The following is a 19,249-nucleotide window of genomic DNA, read 5'->3' as shown; positions in this document are numbered from 1 at the left end:
ATCAAGCAGAGCAGGCAAGAGCCTGCTCCACCAAACTGGCATACAAAGCGCTGCCCAGCGGCAGCACATCGTCGTTAAAGTCATACTTGCTGTTGTGCAAGAAGCAGCTGCCCTCACCGCCTTGACCTAAGCGCAAGTAAGCTCCAGGCTTGGCCTGAAGCATGAATGAAAAATCTTCTGCGCCCATGCTGGGCTCCATGTTGCGTTTCACATGGCTTTCGCCCACCAAAGCCGCCGCCACATCAGCAGCAAACTTGGCTTCGGCAGCTGTATTGATCGTGGCGGGATAAATGCGTTCGTAATGCACCGAGGCCGTTGCGCCAAAGCTTTGCGCAATACCGCTGCACAGCTCGATAAGACGCTGCTCAATCATGTCTTGCACTGCAGAATTGAAAGTGCGCACCGTGCCTACTAGAGTGGCCTCGCCTGGGATCACGCTCATGGCGTGCACGTCCCCCGCCTGCAATGCACACAAACTGATCACTGCCGAATCCACAGGCTTCACATTGCGCGAGACGATGCTTTGCACCGCCGTGATGATGTGCCCCGCCACGAGTACAGGATCTACCGTGAGATAGGCGTGTGCGCCATGGCCGCCTTTGCCTGTGATGTTGATCGTGATGCGATCAGCAGCAGCCATCATCGGACCAGGGTTCACACCAATCTCACCGGGGCGCATGGCTGGCCAGTTGTGCATGGCGTAAGCGGCCTCTACAGGAAAACGCTCAAACAAACCGTCTTCAATCATCGCTTTCGCGCCAGCGTAGCCTTCTTCGCCGGGTTGAAAGATCAATACTGCAGTACCCGCAAAATTTCGCGTCTCCGCGAGGTAGCGCGCTGCGCCAGTCAGCATGGTGGTGTGGCCATCATGCCCGCAGCCATGCATGAGACCGGGCTTCACAGATTTCCAAGCGATATCGCCATGCTCAGTCATAGGCAGGGCATCCATATCGGCTCTCAAGCCAATCATGCGGGAAGACTTTTGTTTGCCGCGAATCAGACCCACCACGCCCGTCTTGCCAATACCCGTGTGAATTTCATCCACACCACAAATTTCTAAAGCTTGGCGCACGCGACCTGAGGTGTAGATCTCTTCAAAGCCCAACTCAGGATGCGCATGCAAATCGCGACGAAATGCCGTGAGCTCGGGGTGGAACTCACGGATTCGCGCGAAGGCGCTGCCGTTGGCTTTGAGCTGAGGCGCCAACACGGCTTAGTGACCTTTCCCACCAATGCGCAAGCGCGGATCGACCACGAAATACAGCAAATCCACCACCAAATTGATCACCACGAAAATCAGCGCGATCATGCACAGATAGGCGGCCATCACAGGAATATCCGCAAAGGTCACAGCTTGAATAAACAGCAAACCCATGCCCGGCCACTGAAACACAGTTTCAGTGATGATGGCAAAAGCAATCAGGCCACCCAGTTGCAAGCCAGTGATCGTCATCACGGGCACGAGCGTGTTTTTCAGTGCGTGACCAAAATGAATCGCGCGATTGGAGAGGCCGCGCGCGCGGGCAAACTTGATGTAATCCGTGCGCAGCACTTCCAGCATTTCTGCGCGCACCAAGCGCATGATCAAAGTGAGCTGGAAAATCGCCAAGGTGATGGCGGGAAGCACAATGTGATGCCAACCCTTGGCCGTCATCAACCCACTGCTCCACCAACCGATTTGCACCACATCGCCACGACCAAAGCTGGGGAACCAGCCTAGCCACACAGCAAATATCAAAATCAAGGCAATACCGATCAGGAAGGTGGGGAGCGACACGCCGAGCAGCGAAATCGTCATGAACACTTGGCTCAAAAAGGAGCCGCGCCGCAGCGCCGCATACACCCCCATCGGAATACCCACCAGCAAAGCAATGCTGGCAGCGACAAAGGCCAATTCAAACGTGGCGGGGAATCGCTCGGCAAGTAAGCGAGACACCTTCGCCCCTTGGCGCAAGCTCAGGCCAAATTCGCCCTGCACAGCATTGCCCAAAAAGCTGCCAAACTGCACAATAAAAGACTTATCCAGCCCCAAATCGGCGCGTAATTCACGGATTTGCTCCGGTGTGGCATCTTGCCCGAGCAAGAAAACCACTGGGTCACCAACATACTGAAACAGCATGAAGGCAATGAAGGCAACCGTGATCATCACAATCACGGCTTGAATGAGGCGTTGGAGGATAAATGCAAACATCGATGTTCTTTGAGCGAGGCAGTGATGCTAACAGAGCAAAAATCGCGCCGGGATGGGGTTTACAGCAGTTTGTCTTTTATACGACTTATGTGAATTCGCATATGAAAGCCTAACCAATCACACGTTTCTAACGCCCGATTCCACATGCCCGGCGGGTACATGATCGGCAGCGGATTGCACATGGCCGGTTTGGTCGTCAAAGAAGAAATCCGGTTCGAATTCACGCAGGAATTCGCCTTTTTCTAGGCCACCAAGAAACATGGCCTCATCCACTGTGATGTTCCAAGCCATGAGGGTGCGAATGGCGCGCTCATGGGCGGGGGCACTGCGGGCCGTCACCAAGGCAGTGCGGATACTCATATTAGCTGTGCCTTCGCTTTGTAAGCGGTGCAGAGCCTCGAGCAGGGGCTTGAAGGGTCCAGGCGGCAACGGTTGATCGGCCTTCTTCACTTCGTTTTTGATGAACTTGTCCAAACCGCCTTTGGCATAGACGCGCTCGGCTTCGTCAGAGAAAAGTACGGCATCGCCGTCAAACGCAATACGCACTTCGTGCGGATGAAGATCGCTGGCCTTCATCGAGCGCGTTGCAACCGTGGCAGCGGGAAAGCCGTTGCCTAGTGCGGAGCGCACATCTTCACTCTTTGCGGACAGAAACAAATTCGCGTTCAGTGGGCGAAGATAGCGCCAAGGCGGCTCACCGCGTGTGAAGGTGCAACGCACGATCGGCAGCCTGTAGTGCTCTGCGCTTTTCATCACACGCAAGCCGCTCACGGGATCGTTGCGCGAAAGGATCACAACCTCAACGCGCTGCGCACCTTCGCTGTTGAAAGCGAGTAATTTTTTCACCAAAGAGAACGCCACACCCGGCTTGGCAGGCTGATCAATGCGATCCATCTGCATCGCCATATAGGTTTTGTCGTTAGATTGCTCGAAGACGGAGTTTTCCTCTTCTAGATCAAAGAGGGCGCGCGATGAGATCGCCACCACGAGTTTGCCTTGAAGAGAAGCGCCCATTTATTTGACCAATTGATTCAATTGAATGATCGGCATCAGCACTGCCAATACGATGAGCAGCACGATCACACCCATGGCCACAATCAGCAGCGGTTCAAGGATCGTGGCCAATGCAATGGCGCGCCGCTGCACTTCGCCGGAGAGTTGCTTGGCAGCGCGTTGAAGCATCTCAGGCAGCTTGCCAGTTTGCTCACCAAGACGGGCAAACATCGCAATCAAACCAGGGAAGTTTTTCTTCTGCGCCATCGCGCTGGCCAGCGGCGCGCCTTCGCGCACGAGGGTGAGCGCATCCATGGCATCGGCGCGCATGGCGCGGTTGTGCAAGGTTTCTGCGGCAGCTTGAAGGGCTTTCAAAATCGGTACGCCCGCACCTGCCAGCATGCCCAGCGTGGAGGCAAAGCGCGCAGCATTGAAACCTTTGGCGAGCTTTCCCACCACCGGCATGCGTAGCCACGCCGCATCCATTCTTAAGCGAAATACTTCAATAGAGCGCATATAAACTGCGCTACCAGCTATCAAAATAAGAGCAGCCAGCATCCACAAGCCATAGGTACGTACAAAGCCAGAAATACCCAGCATGATCGTTGTGAGCAAAGGCAGCGCTCGCTTGCTACCTGCAAAAACGCCAGCTACTTGCGGCACGACATAGGTGACCAAAAACACCACGATGATGATGGCGACCAGCGTAACGATGGCGGGGTAGAGCGATGCACCGATCAACTTAGCTTTGAGCGCTTGGCTTTCTTCCAAATCATCGGCCAGCTTTTCCAGCACAGTATCCAGATGGCCGGATGCTTCACCTGCGCTCACCACAGCGCGATAAATCTCGTTGAATTCGCGCGGGTGCTGGCTAAGCGCTTTGGCAAAGCTTGAGCCAGCATTGACCTCAGCGCGCAAAGCCGCCACCACATTGCGCTGCTTGTCGTCTTCCGCTTCGTCGGCAAGTGCAGTGAGCGCACGCTCAAGCGGCAAACCTGCGGAGAGCAGACCAGAGAGTTGGCGCGTCCACACTGCCAGCAAAGTGCTGGAGAAGACGCGGCCGCCCCAGAGATTGATTTGCTTCCAATCTTTTTTATCATCTGCACCCTGCCCCATCACGGCGTCTACTGCCATGGGTACAAGTGCTTGCGCGCGAAGCATGGCTCGCGCGGATTTCGCGGTATCGGCTTCGATCACTCCTTTGCGTGATGTACCTTGCGCGTCTAATGCTTCAAACTGGTAAGCAGGCATCTCTAGTCTCGCGTGACGCGCACCACTTCTTCCATGCTGGTGATGCCTTCGCGCACAAGGCGTTCACCATCATCTCGCATGAGCTGCATGCCTCCTTGAAGTGCAGCGCTACGCACATCCGCTTCAGCCGCTTTGTTGTGAATCAAAGCGCGCATTTTGTCTTCGACTTGAAGCAACTCAAAGATACCCGTGCGACCTTGGTATCCAGTATGGCCGCAGGCATCGCAGCCTTTGCCGTGACAGACTGAACAATAGCGGCGCACGAGGCGTTGCGCGAGCACACCTAGGAGTGACGATGAAAGCAAGAAGGGTTCAACACCCATATCCGTCAAGCGCGTCACAGCGCTGCTGGCATCGTTGGTGTGCAGTGTGGCGAGCACCAAGTGGCCAGTGAGCGAGGCTTGAATCGCGATTTGCGCGGTTTCAAAATCTCGGATCTCGCCGATCATGATCACATCGGGGTCTTGCCGAAGAATTGCGCGCAGAGCTTTGGCGAAGGTGAGATCAATCTTTGCGTTCACCTGCGTTTGGCCTACACCCGATAGCTCGTATTCAATCGGGTCTTCTACCGTCATGATATTAGTGCTGCCTGCGTCGAGTTTGCTTAAGGCCGCGTACAGCGTCGTCGTCTTACCTGAGCCTGTGGGGCCAGTGACGAGAATGATGCCGTGCGGCTGCGTGATCAGATTTTCAAACTGCGAGAGCACACCGCCTTGCATGCCAACAGCTTCTAGCGTGAGCTTGCCCGCCGATTTATCCAGCAAACGCAACACAGCGCGCTCACCATGCGCAGAAGGAAGCGTGCTCACACGCACATCCATCGCACGCGTGCCGATCCGCAAGCTGATGCGGCCGTCTTGGGGCAAGCGTTTCTCCGCAATATCCAGCTCCGCCATGATCTTCAAGCGAGAGATCAATGCAGCATGCAAGGCGCGGTTGGGTTGCACGACTTCGCGCAGCGTGCCATCCACCCGGAAGCGCACGCTCGATGTGCGCTCATAAGGCTCGATGTGGATATCACTCGCACCATCTCGCGCCGCTTGTGTGAGCAAGGCATTGAGCATGCGTATGATGGGCGCATCGTCTTGGTTTTCCAGCAAATCCTCAATGGCGGGCAGCTCTTGCATGATGCGCGACAAGTCAGCATCACCCTGCACCTCGCTCACCACGGCAGCGGCATTCGATTCACCTTGCGCATAGGCAGCACTGATGCGTTGCACGAGCGCATCTGACGCTATCTTTTGTATAGCATTTTGCGCAGTATCCACGCTGGCGAAAGCATGTTTTCGCATGATTTCTGCAATGGCGGAGCGCGGTGTGGCATCACTGAGCCAAAGCGTGAGGCCATTGCCATCGTCTTCCAGCAAGGCTTGGTTGCTGCGGGCAAAGGTGTAGGGCAGAGGGTAGCGCGCCATTTGGATTTAAGGCTTGGATTTGATAGCAGGAGCAACCAATGGAGCCGGTGATTTACTCGGTGCATCAGCAGGTTTTTGAGGTGGCAGCACTGGCGCTTCATTCACACCACCTAGCACACTGCTGGGCGCAGGTTGCACATCCTTTTGCCCCGAGCGCATCAGCTCGTAGCGATCCAAAGAGAGCGAGTTGGTTGCTGCAGCGTCACGCACGATCACTGGGCGCATGAAGAGCATGAGTTGACGCTTATCGCGGTTGCGGCTCTCGCTCTTGAAGAGATTTCCAAACAGAGGGATATCGCCCAGGCCAGGCACTTTTTGTGCGCCATTGGTGAAGCTGTCTTCTGCCAAACCACCGAGCACCAAGATACCACCATCTTCCACCATCACATTGGTCTCAATCGATTGCTTGGTGGTGGTTGGGCCGTTGGCATTGCTGGTGGTGTTGCCCTCAATGCCAGAATTTTCTTGGAAGACTTGTAAGCGCACTTGCCCGTCTTCACTGATTTGCGGTTTAACGCGCAGCGTCAAGCCCACATCTTTGCGCTCAATCGTTTGGAAAGGATTGGTCGCGCCACCGCCGCTGGCTCCCGTGTTGGTGAATTGCCCCGTGACGAAAGGCACATTGCGACCCACCACTATTTTTGCCTCTTCATTGTCGAGTGTCAGCAGATTCGGAGCAGACAAAATATTGCCTTCGTTGCTGTCTTCCAAGAATTTGGCCAATGCGCCCAACACATACACACCGTTGATTTGCCTAGCGATACCCAGATTAAGTCCCGGGCCGATGCCTACAGAAGCCAAGCCGGCAGCATCTTTGGCGGATGAGAGACCGATGATGTTGCCAGTTGATCCGAAATTGGTGCCGAGGCCTCCCACCACAGAATTGCCAGCCTTACCCAGCCCGGTTTGCCATTGAATGCCAAACTCCGCAGCGCGTGTGCTGCTCACTTGCGCAATCAACACCTCCACCAGAACTTGCGCCCTGCGCTGATCGAGCTTATCGATCACTGCGCGCATCTGGCGGTATTGCGGCTCGGGGGCGGTGATGATAAGCGCGTTCGTTGCAGGATCGGCTTGGATTTGGCCGCCTGTGCTCGGTTGTGCTGAAGCAGTTACAGGCGCTGCAGCTGCGCCGCCGGGTGCTGCGGCAGCACGCGCGACGGGAGCTGCGCCTCCACCCCCGCCTTCTGCACTGATGGCAGCGCGCAGCGTGGTGGCCAGCTTCACGGCATCGGCATTTTTCAGATACACCACATAGATATTCCCCGCATCGCCATTGGCTGTGCGCACGCTGGGTTGATCTAGTCTGTCGATCAGCGATTTGATCAGGTTCACGCGAGCTGGATTGGCGGCACGCACGATCACGGCATTGCTGCGAGGCTCGGCCAAGATGCTGGTTTTGAACGAGGTATCAGCTTGGCCACCGGCAGCTGGCGCTGCACCGCTGCCACCGGATTCACTCAAGCGAATCAGCAAGGGCACAAGATCAGAAGCCACCGCATGCTTGAGCGGGAAAATTTCCAAATCGGTCGCATTGCTCACATCCAATGCCGCAATGATCTTGGCCATACGCTGCAAGTTATCTGCGTAATCGGTGATCACGAGCGAGTTGTTGCCGGGGTTGACATTGATCGTGTTATTAGGGCTGATCAAGGGGCGCAACACAGCGACCAAATTATTGGCGTTCTCGTGATTCAAGCGAAAGATTTGCGTGAGGATTTGGTTGCCGCCGGCGCGCACTTCGCCAGCATTCACAGCACCGCCTTGCAACTTGGCTTCTGCTTCGGGCACAACCTTGTAAATACCTGCCGCTTCTACCACCGTGAAGCCTTGCAGGCGCAGGGATGCGAGGAATTGGTTGTAGGCCGAGGCCACAGGCACAGCGCGATCGGTTGTCAAATTCATCTGGCCTTTAACACGCGGATCAACCACGATGTTGCGATTCATGATCACGCCAAAGGTCTTGGCCACTTCGGCAATTTCAGCATTCACAAAATCCAGCTTAATGCCTTGCGCGCTGCGCGTGGCGCCGGCTGTTGCAGGTGCAGCAGCAGGCGCAGGTGCTGTTTGTGCAAGAGCCAGGTTTGCGAACAAAAAAGCACTGATCGCCGGCATGAATACTGCGCGACATGCTATGGAAATAGGAGTCAGATGGGTCAGAGAGGAGAGAGTCATAGATCAACCTAGCGAAATCAAAGATTTGGTGCCTTGGCGGCGGCCAATGATATTGAGGACATTGGACAGAGCATCTTGCTGCTGCGGACTGGCCGAGGCCTCACCCGTGAAGCGAATGCGCGAGCCAACCACTTGGCCGGAGCCTGAGAGTTGCAACGCGCCTTGCAAGGTTTGCAGCGCGAGCGTGGGTACATCACCACCAGCCAGGGTGAGGCGATAGTCACCCAGCGGGCTCAAGGTAGAAAGCCGTGAAGACATGGCAAGCAAATCTAAAGTGAGCTGCCCTTCAAAGCGCAGGCGGCCAGACGACACGAGCACTTGCAGGGCTTGTGTGTTCAAACTGAGTTGGCCTTGCGGATCGAGCGTATTCCACGGCGCACCCAAGCCAGAGAGCCAAGGCGCTGGCAAATTGACTTGGGCGGGGCTCACCTCAAGCACGCTTTGTGACCAACCCGGCTTCAAGGCAAGCTGCACGGCTTCGGGCGCGCAGCAGGGCAGATTCAATGCCATGCGTGCACCATGCCATGCGGGGCGCAGCGTCCAATCCACGCGGCCTGGCAAGCTGGCCGCGTCGGATGAACCTTGGCCACCCGTGAGGAGCAGTTGCGCCGAGCCACGCCAAACCGAGCCTTGGGGCTCAGCCAGCAATACGCGGCCCTGGCTACCGAACTCAACCGCGTGCGAGAGCCATGCAGCCGGTGCAAACAACACGGTAGCCAATGCCGCACCCACGCAGGCTGCCAGAGCCGCTGTGCGCCAAGGTGCGCGATGGCTATCGGCCAGTTTGTTGGAGCGGCGCGAAATTTTCATAGGTCTGATGACGACTTATCGCGTGGGCAGGCTGAGCACAATGCTGCCATCCCACAGAGTGACGGCAGGCGTCGCACCTGCCGCCTTTTTCAGACGCAATTCGCTGGGCACGAGGCGCGCATTAGCACGCACTTGCGCCAGCCATGCGGCAAGTGCATCGCCGCTCACGCCGCGCAGCGTGATGCTGGCTCTGGCATCGCTCACGCTCAAGCTTGCACCGGCACCCAAGGTTTTGACGGAATTTTCTAAGCTGCGCAGCGATTCGTCGTAACTCAAGGCGCGCTGCGCTTTGAGCGATGCAGCCTCACTGGCCTGAGCTCGCATGAGTTGTAATTGCGCATCGAGTTGCGGCGCGGCTTCGCGGGCTTGACGCAGTTTGGCAAGTGCTGGTGAGATACCAACCCACCACAACACAGCGGCAGCAATGAGCGCGATGGCACTGCCCACCATCACCCGCTCGCGCGGCGCGAGAGCTGTCCAGCGTGTGGCCAAGATATTCATAAGTACATTGTTTTTCAATGCGGGGCTAGTGTTCGCGGCGCTCATGGCTTGGCTCCAGACACCACAGCGACCGCAGGGGCTATCGATGCATCTTGATGCGAAACGATCAGCGCCTGCGCATCGCTCTTCACACCCAAGCCGACGTATTGCAAGCGCGGCAGCAAGGCATCCAGCTGAGAAGTTTGCAATCCACTGCCACGAATTTGCACTTCATTTGCTATATATTCAATAGCATCTGGCGCAGTATTCATGCCGGCGATAGAGCTAAAACGCCCATAAATGCTCTCAAAGTCGCGTCCACTGAGCTGCCCCTGCGCTTGGCGCAAGCTGGCCAACTCACGCTGCATTTGCAGCGGCGCATCAACCACGACTTTGACATTTGGAAAGCTCTGCGTGAGTATTTGATTCATCTGCAAGCGCTTGGCTTGCGCTTCGTTGCTTTGCTTGTAACTCCAAGCATTGAGCCCGATCACATTGGCCATAAGCAGCAAACCCAATCCCCAGCGCACAGGTTGCCAGGCAGGTGCGGCAAACACATCGCCTAAGAAGCCGGTGAACGACTGCCAAGCTCTGCCACCGCCGGAGACCGCTAGATCGCCCTGCGCCAAATCTACCCCACTGGCTTGCGCAGCTTGCGCCGTTTGCAGCGCCAATTGCGCTGCTTGCAACACATTCACGCGCTGCCCCAATGCTTGCTCTGCAGCAGCAGCCACCGCAGGCTCAGCAGTGATGGCCAGATCTTCGGGTAACGCAGGCAAAAGCGCCGCTTGATTCAGAGGCAAGCAGAGCACGCCTTGCGTATCAGCAAACGTGAGCCAGGGCGCATCCGATGTGCCGCTGGCATGCAACTGTGCAGGCTCACTCGGAAATACTTGCGGCACGATGCGCGTGAGCGGCACGCGCGCGGCTTGCAATGCTGCCACGGCGTCTTGTAACCAAGCTTTGTTGATGGCTGCCACCCAAGTTTTTCCATCCGCTGAAATCGAAGGGCAAGCGGCCAAATGCGTTTGTGCGGGATCATCCAGCAGCTGCTCTTCGAGCACCCCTGCAAGCAGCAATTGCATTTTTTGCGCTGAATTACCGCGCTGAAGTTTAGGCAATTGCGCGGCATGCCATGCGACAGCTTGCGCAGGCACGATCAGGGTGGCAGTATCAGCTTTTGGAAGCAATGCGGGCGCAGCGCGGCCATGCGCTGTGAGCGCGCCACTGCTGGCCACCACGGCATAAGCAAGCTCAGCTTGGTCACTGCCGGGAGGGGAAAGGGTAACAAGAAGTTGGCTCATGAATCTGAAGTGATTTTGCCCATTATCGGCGAGAGCCGGTGATTTGCTCAGCCGTCAAGCCACCCTCGGCGATGGGGAAACTGCCGCGCTCACGCCAGAGCACCTTCACATCCAAGCCATTGCGCTCCACCACCGAGCGCTCCATCACCACCGTGCTCTGCTTTCCATCCGCCAACCGCAGCCTGCCCGTGACTTCAAAAAACCGGCTGGCCACACTGTGCTGCCCATCATTGAATTGCCCCGCGATGGCGGGTACCAAGTTGCCCGCATCGGCCAAACTTTTGAAATGCTGCTTTTGGCGCTCAGCCACAATCTTGCGCGCGCCATCGAGCTCCAGAGTCGGCACACTGGCATACAACACTTCAGCGCTGGCCGTGTTCACATTGATCGGCGTGCGGCTAGGTAGCCAGACGATAAAAGGGCGCAATCGCTCCAGAGAAGCTCTGGATAAGCCGAGCAGTGTGAGTTGATCCAAGCGCTGGGGCAGCAAGGCCGCGCGCGCGCCCGAGCGGTTGTCTGGGCTCAAATCAGAAGCAAATCGCAAGTTTTCGGCCACGTTGTTGAGCTCAGCGATATCCAGCCCTTGCGTATCGAAGAGCTTGGCGAATGCGGCCAGGCCCGAGGGCGAAATGCGCCCGGCTTCGATCAAGTTATAGACATTGAGCCGAGCCTGCATGTCTTGCATTTGGCCGGAGAGAAACACATTGTCATTGGCTTGATCGGCCAGCAAGGCAGCGCTGTTGGCATCCGCTGCCAAAAAACTGGTGAGCCGAGATTCTTGGAGAGCCACAGCCCAAGGCTCACCCAAATGATCCGCCCCGCCCGAGCGCGCATCTTCACGCAAAATCAGGCGCGCCCAATCGAGCGCACCCACCAGAATCCAGCCCGCCTGAGCGCGCTCGCGCTCGGCGCGCTCCATTTCCACGCCACGCCATTGTTGCCAAGCCGCGCCCGCTGCTAACGTAGCGACCAAGGTGAGGGTGAGCATGGCGGCGAGCAGAGCAGCGCCTCTTTGACTTCTCGCGAAGCGGGGGGCATGTCCCTTCACGATTTGCCTCCTCGTGTCGGCTGCACCCAATCCAAAGACAGTGTGCCTCCGGGCTGTTGGCCGGGCGCAAGCTGCAAAATCAAACGCACGCCATCAGGATTGGCGCTGTTTTGCACGGCCGCGCCTTCTGAAGATAAAGGATTGCTCCAAGCATCATTGCGGTAATAAAAAATTTGCCACTCGTCGATATTGAGCACACCGGCTTCTTTCGCGCGATCAGCCTCGCTGGGGTTTTGCCCCCAACGGGCAGCCAGATCCCATGCAGCCTGCCACTCGCCGCGTGTTCGGATCGGCTCCGAGACCCAACGCAAGAAGCGGCGCGTGCTGCCGGTGCTCGTCTCCACTCGGCGGCTGCCCCAGGCCACCACGCGAAGCTCATCGCCCTCAAAGCGGCGTGTGATGCGCAGCACCCGGCTGTCAAACTCCACTGCCTTGGCCGTGCTCGCGTTGCCCGAGCTGCCCGCCAATGCAGCGGGCGGCGTTTGCGAGGCATCAATCATGTGATCCAAATCTGTGCGCCATTGCAAGAGCGCCGTTTGAATCGCCGCCACATCATCGGAGCGTGCGCGATGCTGGTTGCTGGCCTTGGCCATGCCATCAATGCCCTGCCAACTGAGCAGTGCCATCAAAGACATCACCACAAGTGCAACGAGCACCTCAACGAGAGTGAAACCTTTGGCTTTCATCTCAATACCGCCCCACAACAGTAGAGACCTGCAAGATGCCGTATTTCTCCTGTGCGTCGCTCACATTGGCCTGCACGCGCAGAAAGCTCGGGTTGGGTGTGGGGTTCACTTGCAGCTGCACATTGAAAACGCGTCCAGCTTGGCTGCATTCCCCATTGCTCTCGCCCACACTGGGCATTTGTCTGGATAAGCGCAGGGCATAGAGCGCGTTATCGGCGCAGATCTGCGCCAGCAACAAATCGGTTTGCCGCTGGGATGATCTGGCCAAAGCGGAGGTGGCTTGTGTGCCAGCAAAGAGTGCAATCGCCACGATGGTCAAGGCCACCAGCACTTCGATCAGCGTGAAGCCGTTTTGCTGCCGAGCTTTCATGGCTTAGCAGCCTCATCTGCCGTCTGTACGGAGAAAGGACGCAGCCCATCGGTGGATACGCGCAAGCGCCTTTGCCCTAAGCTGAGCAACACGCCAGAGGGTGCAATCATCGGCTCCGAACCGAGCAACACGCTGCGTTGCGCTGCGCTTGAATTGCTGATGACTTGTGCATTCATACCCTCAGCCAGCCAAGGGCTGATGCTGCTGCTGTTGACTTGAATTTGCGAGCCATTCAATTCGCTGGCGGGCAAAACCACAAAGCCTTGCGCCATCGGCAGCCAAGCCAGCGCCACACCTGTGCTGCGCGATTGCACCCGCGCTGTCTCAAGCACCACGGCCAAACGCTCGGCCTCCCGATCCAGCAGCGTCGATTCGTTGTCTCGCAACGCGAAAGTGACGCCCGCTGTCGCGATGGCGATCATCGTGATCACCACCATGAGTTCGATCAGGGTGAAGCCGCGCTGATTTAGCTTTTGAAGCTTATTGCCAGCTACCGACATCGGCGTTCTTACCTTCACCGCCGGCCTGCCCATCTGCTCCAAAGCTCATCACATCGATCTCCGCTTTGATGCCAGGATTGAGGTATTGATAAGCGCGCCCCCAAGGATCATTGGGTAACTTTTCCAAATAGGGCTTCCAGTTGCCGGGAATCGCGCCTGTGGTGGGCTTGCTCACCAAAGCTTGCAAACCTTGCTCAGAGCTGGGGTAGCGCTGATTGTCTAAGCGATAGAGCTTGAGCGCTTGCACGATGTTGTTGATATCCGTCTTGGCGGCTGTCACGCGCGCATCATCCGCACGATCCAGCACATTGGGCACAATCAGCGCCGCCAAGATACCAATGATCACGAGCACGACCATCAGCTCGATCAAGGTGAAGCCGCGCTGGGCTGCCAGACGCAAAGATTTGAAAGAAGAGAACATAGTGAGGGTAGGAGACTTCATACAAGCATCATAATAGCTGGATGCTACGCCCTCATTGGAATCGATTCGCAACATTTCTTGTCTGGTTGCTCGCTGCACTTTGCTGCGTGTATTGGGTGCTCAAATTCGTACGCGGGCCAGTCGCACCCATGTCTGCCGTGGCTGCCTCCACCTCCCAAGTCGCTGCAGTCGATACACAGGCTTTGGCCCGAGGCTTGGGTGGTGGGCAAACGCCTGCTGCCAGCAACCCGACCGACGTCGTGGCCGCCCCCAGTGCCTTTCAAGCCGCGCGTTTTGTGATCTCGGGCGTCGTTGTGCAAAAAGCAGGGTCTGGCAAGGGCGTCGCCTTGATTGCGGTGGATGGCAAGCCACCTCGCCCGTATCGCGTGGGCACGGCTCTAGCCGATGGCGTGGTGCTGCACAGCGTCTCTCCCGGCAAAGCCATGCTCTCTGCGAGCGTGGATGCCGCGCCCGGCTTGACTTTGGAGCTTCCTCAACTGACCACCGCCATGGCAGGCACAGCGGTGGCAGTGCGCCCGTCTATGCCGTCGATACCTGCGGCTATTCCTGCGCCCGCGCCTGCGGCCACTGGGGCGGCCAATCCCATGGCTGTCCCTGGTGCAACTGGCCAAAGGCCACCTCGCCCTTTGGCCAATCGGCAGCGTGAAGGTGAGAAAGAAGCAGGCGCTCCGGCTCCGTAGCCAGCGCCCTCAGCAGCTCAAACGACTGAGCTGATAACCACTGCACAGCTCGAATCACGCCCGCATGCGTGATCCAGATTTGATCTTCGCCGCTTTGCATGCTCTCATGCAGCCGCTGAGCCACGCGCTGCACAAACATAGCTGTGGATTCGCCTGAGCCACCGCAGAGGTAGTGGGCGAAATCATCCGTCCAAGCGCTCAGCTCTTCGGGTGAGATCGCCGCCCAGGCTTTCATCTCCCAAGCACCGAAATGCATTTCAGCCAATTTTTCATCCGTTTTATAAGCCAAACTGGCCTCTCGCCGGCACAGGATCTGCGCGAGATGCTCACATCTTGATAGCGGCGAGCTGATGATCTTTAAGCTCTTGGGCAACACACTCAACAAGTGCGTTGCTGCCGATTCAAGCTCAGCCGCGCCGCAAACCACGTCACTCGCGCCATAACAAAGGCCCGCCTCGACCTGCGGTTTCGGATGCCTCACAAAATACAGGCGCATCAATTCGCGCCCAACACGAGCAATGCTCCCAGCAAAAAAGCGATTTCACACACCTGCTGCGTTGCGCCCAGCGCATCCCCTGTGAAGCCTTGCAAGCGCTTGGATAAGCGCCACCACATGAAGCACCATGCGAGAAAGGCAAGCCCCATACCCGCTATGAATTCAATAGCTGCCTGCGCAGTAAACACGCCGGGAATCAGTAAAAAACACCAAAAGATGTTGCTGAATAATGCGCTTGCAGAAATGCTGTCTGCCAATGGCTTGGATTTGCTGCCCGCAGCATCTCCCACATGTGGCAAAAGTGCCAAAAGCCCCATAGGTAGTGCTCGCGAGACGACATGACTGGCGATGATCAATGTCACGATCTGCCACATCTCCAAGCCGCCCAAAGCTGCAAGCAAAGCCACTTTCGTGAGCAATGCCAACACCAAAGCCATCGCACCAAAAGCACCCACGCGCGAATCTTTCATGATCTCCAAGGCGCGATCCCTGTCATACGAGCCACCCAGTCCATCGGCTAAATCTGCGAGGCCATCTTCATGAAATCCGCCTGTGAGCAGCACAGTGGCAATCGTCGATAGGCAAGCCGCAATCAATGGCGCATAGGCACTCGGCAGCAGTGCGTCAAACGTGATGTAAACCACAGCCGCCACACCGCCCACCACCCAGCCCACACCCGCAAAATGCGCGGCGCTTTTCTTGAGCATCTCTGGGCTATACCCCACCCAAGCGGCGAGCTTTCCGGTAATGGGAATGCGCGTGAAAAACTGGATGGCGAGGAGGAAATGTTTAACGAGCATCACATTATTTTGATATGTTGTTTCAGCACAAAGAATCGAATGCAAAAAACGCAAAAAGTAAAAGCGCTTCGTGACTAGGCTTTTAGTGAAAAAGCAGAGCACTAACTCATGCAAATGGTTTTTTGATTTTTTTGCGTCTTTTGCGCCGCTTTTGCGCCTTTTGCGTTCAAATTTCAGATCCGCCAATCCTTAATTTCAAACCTTCTGCGACACCCCAGCCGATTCAAAGCTGGCCATCTCATTGAGCAAACGCGCGCTGGACACCACCAAAGGCCATGCCAGCAAAGCGCCTGTGCCTTCGCCCAAGCGCAGACCCAGATCGAGCAGCGGCAGCGCGGCCAAGGCTTTGAGCATGGCTTGGTGGCCGAATTCTGCGCCCACGTGGGTGAACACCATGTAGTCCTTCGCGGCGGGTGCCATGCCCACAGCGACCAAAGCCGCTGCGCCCGCGATAAAACCATCGACCAAAATGATGCGCCGTTCGCTGGCCGCTTGCAGCATCGCGCCCGCCATCATCGCAATCTCAAAACCGCCCACAGCACACAAAATATCAAAGGGCTTTTTCGCGCTATGGTGGCGGCGATGTGCGCGCGTGAGGGCATAGACTTTTTTCTTCATCTGCTCATCAGTGAGCCCCGTGCCGCGCCCTGCGCAATCGGCGACTGGGATCGGCGTGAAGAGCGAAAGAATCAGCGCGGCACTGGATGTGTTGCCAATGCCCATCTCGCCAAAGGCCACCACATTGCCTGCAAGCTGGCGCACCACATCCATACCGGCTTGCAGCGCAGCCACGGCCTGCAAATCGCTCATTGCGGGGGCGAGCACACTGTTGCGCGTGCTCGGCGCAATCTTGAGCTGGAGCAGGCGCGGATGCTCAGGCAAGATGCTGGCCACGCCGGCATCGACCACGGTGAGATTAAAATTGTGTTGATGCGCAAGCACATTGATCGCCGCGCCGCCTTTTTTCTCCACGCCGTTTTCGATCTTGCCCAGCATATTGGCCACCATTTGCGTCGTCACCGCCTGCGGATAGGCCGATACGCCCTCGTCCACAATGCCATGATCGCCTGCAAACACCACAATCTGCGGCTGCTTCAAGCTCACCATCTCGCTTTGCTGGATCAAGCCCAGCTGAATGGCCAAAGCTTCCAACTGCCCTAAAGCACCCAATGGCTTGGTTTTGTGATCGAGCTTGTGCTGCAGCTTGGTGGAGAGCTGGATGGCGGCGAGGCCATTGCGGATCGAGGCGATCTCGGGTGGCTGAAACAAGCTCGTGGTCATGATTGTGTTGAAATTAGTTTTTCAAGAAGAGTCTGTAAGCTGGGTTGCTGGTCTCATCTACCGAAGGATAGCCTAACTCTTTCACAAATGCGGCAAAGACTTTGTCGTCCGCTTTCGGCACTTGCAGACCCACAAGAATACGGCCGTAATCAGCGCCTTGGTTACGGTAATGAAAGAGGGTGATGTTCCAGCCGGGGCGCATGGCATTCAAGAACTTCATGAGTGCGCCTGGGCGCTCAGGGAAGACGAAGCGCAGCAGGCGCTCATCTTGCGCCAACTTGGATGCACCACCCACCATATGTCGCAAATGCTCTTTGGCTAAATCGTCGTGCGTGAGGTCAATCGTGTCGAAACCTTTTTTCGTGAAGGTGGCGGCGATTTTGGCGCTCTCACCTTTTCCGTGAGTGGTGAGGCCGACAAACACATGCGCTTTTTCGCTGTCGGAAATGCGGTAGTTGAACTCTGTCACATTGCGCGCGCCGCCGGGCAAGCTGCCCACCGTCTCACAAAAGCGCCTGAAGCTGCCGCGCTCTTCGGGCACGGTGACGGCAAACAAAGCCTCGCGCTCCTCGCCCACCTCCGCTCGCTCAGCCACAAAGCGCAAGCGATCAAAATTCATGTTTGCGCCGCAGAGAATCGCCGCATAGGTCTCGCCCTTAGTTTTGTGCTTGGCCACGTATTGCTTCACAGCCGCCACAGCCATCGCACCCGAGGGCTCCACGATGCTGCGCGTATCCACAAACACATCTTTGATCGCGGCGCACACGGCATCGGTATCGACCACGACGAATTCATCAATCAAGCCCTTCGCAGCGCGGAAAGTTTCCTCGCCCACGAGCTTCACCGCCGTGCCATCAGCAAACAAGCCCACATCGGCGAGCGTGACGCGCTTCTTCGCATTCACCGATTGCAGCATGGCATCTGAATCATTCGTCTGCACACCAATCACTTTCACGCCGGGGCGTACCGCCTTGATGTAATTGGCCACGCCTGAGATCAAGCCGCCGCCGCCAATGGCGACAAACACCGCATCGATCGGCCCTTGGTGTTGGCGCAGTATTTCCATCGCAATCGTGCCCTGCCCCGCAATCACATCGGGGTCATCAAAAGGATGCACAAAGGTCAAGCCTTCTTTCTTTTCAATCGATAGTGCATGGTTGTAGGCATCGGTATAACTGTCGCCATGCAACACAACCTCACCGCCTAAGCCGCGCACGGCATCGACCTTGATCTGCGGCGTGGTGGTCGGCATCACGATCACGGCGCGCGCGCCCAGCTTGCCCGCCCCCAGCGCGACGCCTTGCGCGTGGTTACCAGCAGAGGCGCAAATCACGCCTTTTTTGAGCTGCGCTGGCGTGAGATGCGCCATCTTGTTGTAAGCGCCGCGCAGTTTGAAACTGAAGACGGGCTGCTGGTCTTCCCGCTTGAGTAAGACTTTGTTGTGAAGTCGGCGAGAGAGCTGCTTGGCCGGTGTGAGATCAGACTCCACGGCCACGTCATACACGCGGGCATTCAAGATTTTGGTGAGGTAATCTGCTGGCGAGAGCTGTTTTTTTGCGGTTTTAGGCATGAGGCATTGTAAAACTCATGCTGCGCAGCACAAAACAGCACTTTTCAGCACAAAAAAAACCCCAGTTCTTGCGAACCGGGGCTATAACTAACCCAGCCTTGCGGAGGGTTGAGGAGACAAGTTTTCATTCTAAGCGCGGAAATGCTGCGTTGCATCAAAATTGCGATAATTGATGCAAATATTGAAGGAAATCCAGATGGAATGCACAGTCAGTTGGACAGGCGGCATGGGCACACGCTCAGGCATGGGCTTCGTGGCAGAGACAGGCAGTGGCCATGTGCTCACGATGGATGGCGCACCCGATGCCGCCAAGCCAGAAAATGGCGGCCAGAATCTTGCGCCCCGCCCGATGGAAGTGGTGCTCGCGGGCGCAGGCGGCTGCACGGCCTATGACGTGGTGCTGATCCTGAAGCGCGGCAGACATGATGTGCGCGGCTGCTCCGTGAAACTGCAGGCAGATCGCGCGGAAGTGGATCCGAAAGTGTTTACCAAGATCAATATGCATTTCACCGTCACTGGCAAAGGCCTACAAGCTGCAGCGGTGGAGCGCGCGATTGCGATGAGCCACGATAAATACTGCTCGGCCACGATCATGCTGGGCAAAACAGCCGAGATCACAACAAGTTTTGAGTTGGTAGAGGCTTAAACCGAGATTGTCCATTAGGCGGTGCTTTGCACCTGCGCGGGCTCTCGCTGCCGCTTTTCGGTCATTTCCGCTTCAATTTAAGCGTTTTATGCCTCTAGCCAGCATAGAGTG

At 56.8% G+C, this 19,249-nt stretch carries 19 protein-coding genes and 1 pseudogene; 2 read left to right on the top strand and 18 right to left on the bottom strand.

Annotated elements, in window-relative coordinates; genetic code table 11:
• Position 1: 1 nt before the first annotated feature.
• The 14 genes from KIH26_RS01110 to gspG form a co-directional block, all read right to left on the bottom strand.
• Complete coding sequence (locus KIH26_RS01110) at positions 2–1,210, bottom strand: M20 aminoacylase family protein (RefSeq protein WP_213441613.1); 1,209 nt, start codon at positions 1,208–1,210, stop codon at positions 2–4.
• A 3-nt stretch (positions 1,211–1,213) separates the two neighbouring features.
• Positions 1,214–2,191 (bottom strand): ABC transporter permease, encoded by a 978-nt coding sequence (locus tag KIH26_RS01105; protein WP_213441611.1) that lies wholly within the window; start codon positions 2,189–2,191, stop codon positions 1,214–1,216.
• A 117-nt stretch (positions 2,192–2,308) separates the two neighbouring features.
• On the bottom strand, positions 2,309–3,205 hold the full coding sequence (locus KIH26_RS01100) for a 5'-nucleotidase (RefSeq protein WP_213441609.1): 897 nt from the start codon (positions 3,203–3,205) through the stop codon (positions 2,309–2,311).
• On the bottom strand, positions 3,206–4,435 hold the full coding sequence (gspF, locus tag KIH26_RS01095) for a type II secretion system inner membrane protein GspF (protein ID WP_213441607.1): 1,230 nt from the start codon (positions 4,433–4,435) through the stop codon (positions 3,206–3,208). It lies immediately after the preceding gene.
• Between the two features lie 2 nt (positions 4,436–4,437).
• Positions 4,438–5,850, bottom strand: a complete 1,413-nt coding sequence (locus tag KIH26_RS01090) for a GspE/PulE family protein (RefSeq protein WP_213441605.1) — start codon at positions 5,848–5,850, stop codon at positions 4,438–4,440.
• A 6-nt stretch (positions 5,851–5,856) separates the two neighbouring features.
• A complete protein-coding gene (gene gspD / locus KIH26_RS01085; protein WP_249660902.1) occupies positions 5,857–8,025 on the bottom strand; it encodes a type II secretion system secretin GspD in 2,169 nt (722 codons plus the stop codon).
• 3 nt (positions 8,026–8,028) lie between these two features.
• The gene (gene gspN, locus KIH26_RS01080; RefSeq protein WP_213441603.1) at positions 8,029–8,835 is read right to left on the bottom strand and encodes a type II secretion system protein N; all 807 of its coding nucleotides are present in this window, start codon (positions 8,833–8,835) and stop codon (positions 8,029–8,031) included.
• A gap of 15 nt (positions 8,836–8,850) precedes the next feature.
• Positions 8,851–9,381, bottom strand: coding sequence for a type II secretion system protein M (locus KIH26_RS01075; protein WP_249660900.1), 531 nt, complete (start codon positions 9,379–9,381; stop codon positions 8,851–8,853).
• A complete protein-coding gene (gspL, locus tag KIH26_RS01070; RefSeq protein ID WP_213441601.1) occupies positions 9,378–10,619 on the bottom strand; it encodes a type II secretion system protein GspL in 1,242 nt (413 codons plus the stop codon). The genes KIH26_RS01075 and gspL overlap by 4 nt, the downstream gene beginning before the upstream one ends.
• Positions 10,620–10,641: 22 nt before the next feature.
• A complete protein-coding gene (gspK, locus tag KIH26_RS01065; protein WP_349627832.1) occupies positions 10,642–11,667 on the bottom strand; it encodes a type II secretion system minor pseudopilin GspK in 1,026 nt (341 codons plus the stop codon).
• On the bottom strand, positions 11,664–12,353 hold the full coding sequence (locus KIH26_RS01060) for a prepilin-type N-terminal cleavage/methylation domain-containing protein (protein ID WP_249660898.1): 690 nt from the start codon (positions 12,351–12,353) through the stop codon (positions 11,664–11,666). Before KIH26_RS01060 ends, gspK begins: the two co-directional genes overlap by 4 nt.
• 1 nt (position 12,354) lies before the next feature.
• Entirely contained in the window at positions 12,355–12,723 is a 369-nt protein-coding gene (gspI, locus tag KIH26_RS01055) for a type II secretion system minor pseudopilin GspI (protein WP_213441599.1), read from the bottom strand.
• The gene (locus KIH26_RS01050) at positions 12,720–13,223 is read right to left on the bottom strand and encodes a prepilin-type N-terminal cleavage/methylation domain-containing protein (RefSeq protein WP_213441597.1); all 504 of its coding nucleotides are present in this window, start codon (positions 13,221–13,223) and stop codon (positions 12,720–12,722) included. The genes gspI and KIH26_RS01050 overlap by 4 nt, the downstream gene beginning before the upstream one ends.
• On the bottom strand, positions 13,204–13,665 hold the full coding sequence (gene gspG / locus KIH26_RS01045) for a type II secretion system major pseudopilin GspG (RefSeq protein WP_283770131.1): 462 nt from the start codon (positions 13,663–13,665) through the stop codon (positions 13,204–13,206). The genes KIH26_RS01050 and gspG overlap by 20 nt, the downstream gene beginning before the upstream one ends.
• Before the next feature lie 20 nt (positions 13,666–13,685).
• On the opposite strand from gspG, the pseudogene KIH26_RS16955 reads away from it, so the two are divergent.
• Positions 13,686–14,087: pseudogene (locus tag KIH26_RS16955) on the top strand (type II secretion system protein N); the annotation flags it as partial.
• A 118-nt stretch (positions 14,088–14,205) separates the two neighbouring features.
• On the opposite strand, the gene KIH26_RS16950 reads toward KIH26_RS16955, so the two are convergent.
• From KIH26_RS16950 to ilvA, 4 genes are all read right to left on the bottom strand, one after another.
• On the bottom strand, positions 14,206–14,841 hold the full coding sequence (locus KIH26_RS16950) for a histidine phosphatase family protein (RefSeq protein WP_249660897.1): 636 nt from the start codon (positions 14,839–14,841) through the stop codon (positions 14,206–14,208).
• On the bottom strand, positions 14,841–15,644 hold the full coding sequence (locus KIH26_RS01035) for an adenosylcobinamide-GDP ribazoletransferase (protein WP_213441593.1): 804 nt from the start codon (positions 15,642–15,644) through the stop codon (positions 14,841–14,843). Before KIH26_RS01035 ends, KIH26_RS16950 begins: the two co-directional genes overlap by 1 nt.
• 192 nt (positions 15,645–15,836) lie before the next feature.
• The gene (gene cobT, locus KIH26_RS01030) at positions 15,837–16,922 is read right to left on the bottom strand and encodes a nicotinate-nucleotide--dimethylbenzimidazole phosphoribosyltransferase (RefSeq protein ID WP_213441591.1); all 1,086 of its coding nucleotides are present in this window, start codon (positions 16,920–16,922) and stop codon (positions 15,837–15,839) included.
• Positions 16,923–16,935: 13 nt separating this feature from the next.
• Positions 16,936–18,492: a threonine ammonia-lyase, biosynthetic gene (gene ilvA, locus KIH26_RS01025; protein WP_213441589.1), complete on the bottom strand. Its 1,557-nt coding sequence runs from the start codon at positions 18,490–18,492 to the stop codon at positions 16,936–16,938.
• Positions 18,493–18,688: 196 nt separating this feature from the next.
• Here ilvA and KIH26_RS01020 point away from each other — a divergent pair, with 196 nt between their 5' ends.
• Entirely contained in the window at positions 18,689–19,138 is a 450-nt protein-coding gene (locus KIH26_RS01020; protein ID WP_213441587.1) for an OsmC family protein, read from the top strand.
• The last annotated feature ends 111 nt before the right edge of the window (positions 19,139–19,249 follow it).

Origin of the sequence: Variovorax sp. PCZ-1 (assembly GCF_018413605.1) — a bacterium.
Taxonomy (GTDB): Bacteria; Pseudomonadota; Gammaproteobacteria; order Burkholderiales; family Burkholderiaceae_C; genus JANMDU01.
Note: the sequence above shows the minus strand (reverse complement) of the source record. Positions and strands in the feature narration are given on the sequence as shown.

What these genes read in the sequence shown, in the direction of transcription:
- gspI (WP_213441599.1), bottom strand. Translation starts at nt 12,723, where the DNA reads ATGAAAGCTCGGCAGCAAAACGGCTTCACGCTGATCGAAGTGCTGGTG.
- KIH26_RS01050 (WP_213441597.1), bottom strand. Translation starts at nt 13,223, where the DNA reads ATGTCGGTAGCTGGCAATAAGCTTCAAAAGCTAAATCAGCGCGGCTTC.
- KIH26_RS01060 (WP_249660898.1), bottom strand. Translation starts at nt 12,353, where the DNA reads ATGAAAGCCAAAGGTTTCACTCTCGTTGAGGTGCTCGTTGCACTTGTG.
- gspD (WP_249660902.1), bottom strand. Translation starts at nt 8,025, where the DNA reads ATGACTCTCTCCTCTCTGACCCATCTGACTCCTATTTCCATAGCATGT.
- gspG (WP_283770131.1), bottom strand. Translation starts at nt 13,665, where the DNA reads ATGAAGTCTCCTACCCTCACTATGTTCTCTTCTTTCAAATCTTTGCGT.
- KIH26_RS01075 (WP_249660900.1), bottom strand. Translation starts at nt 9,381, where the DNA reads ATGAGCGCCGCGAACACTAGCCCCGCATTGAAAAACAATGTACTTATG.
- cobT (WP_213441591.1), bottom strand. Translation starts at nt 16,922, where the DNA reads ATGACCACGAGCTTGTTTCAGCCACCCGAGATCGCCTCGATCCGCAAT.
- gspN (WP_213441603.1), bottom strand. Translation starts at nt 8,835, where the DNA reads ATGAAAATTTCGCGCCGCTCCAACAAACTGGCCGATAGCCATCGCGCA.
- KIH26_RS01020 (WP_213441587.1), top strand. Translation starts at nt 18,689, where the DNA reads ATGGAATGCACAGTCAGTTGGACAGGCGGCATGGGCACACGCTCAGGC.
- KIH26_RS01090 (WP_213441605.1), bottom strand. Translation starts at nt 5,850, where the DNA reads ATGGCGCGCTACCCTCTGCCCTACACCTTTGCCCGCAGCAACCAAGCC.
- gspL (WP_213441601.1), bottom strand. Translation starts at nt 10,619, where the DNA reads ATGAGCCAACTTCTTGTTACCCTTTCCCCTCCCGGCAGTGACCAAGCT.
- KIH26_RS16950 (WP_249660897.1), bottom strand. Translation starts at nt 14,841, where the DNA reads ATGCGCCTGTATTTTGTGAGGCATCCGAAACCGCAGGTCGAGGCGGGC.
- ilvA (WP_213441589.1), bottom strand. Translation starts at nt 18,492, where the DNA reads ATGCCTAAAACCGCAAAAAAACAGCTCTCGCCAGCAGATTACCTCACC.
- KIH26_RS01100 (WP_213441609.1), bottom strand. Translation starts at nt 3,205, where the DNA reads ATGGGCGCTTCTCTTCAAGGCAAACTCGTGGTGGCGATCTCATCGCGC.
- KIH26_RS01105 (WP_213441611.1), bottom strand. Translation starts at nt 2,191, where the DNA reads ATGTTTGCATTTATCCTCCAACGCCTCATTCAAGCCGTGATTGTGATG.
- gspF (WP_213441607.1), bottom strand. Translation starts at nt 4,435, where the DNA reads ATGCCTGCTTACCAGTTTGAAGCATTAGACGCGCAAGGTACATCACGC.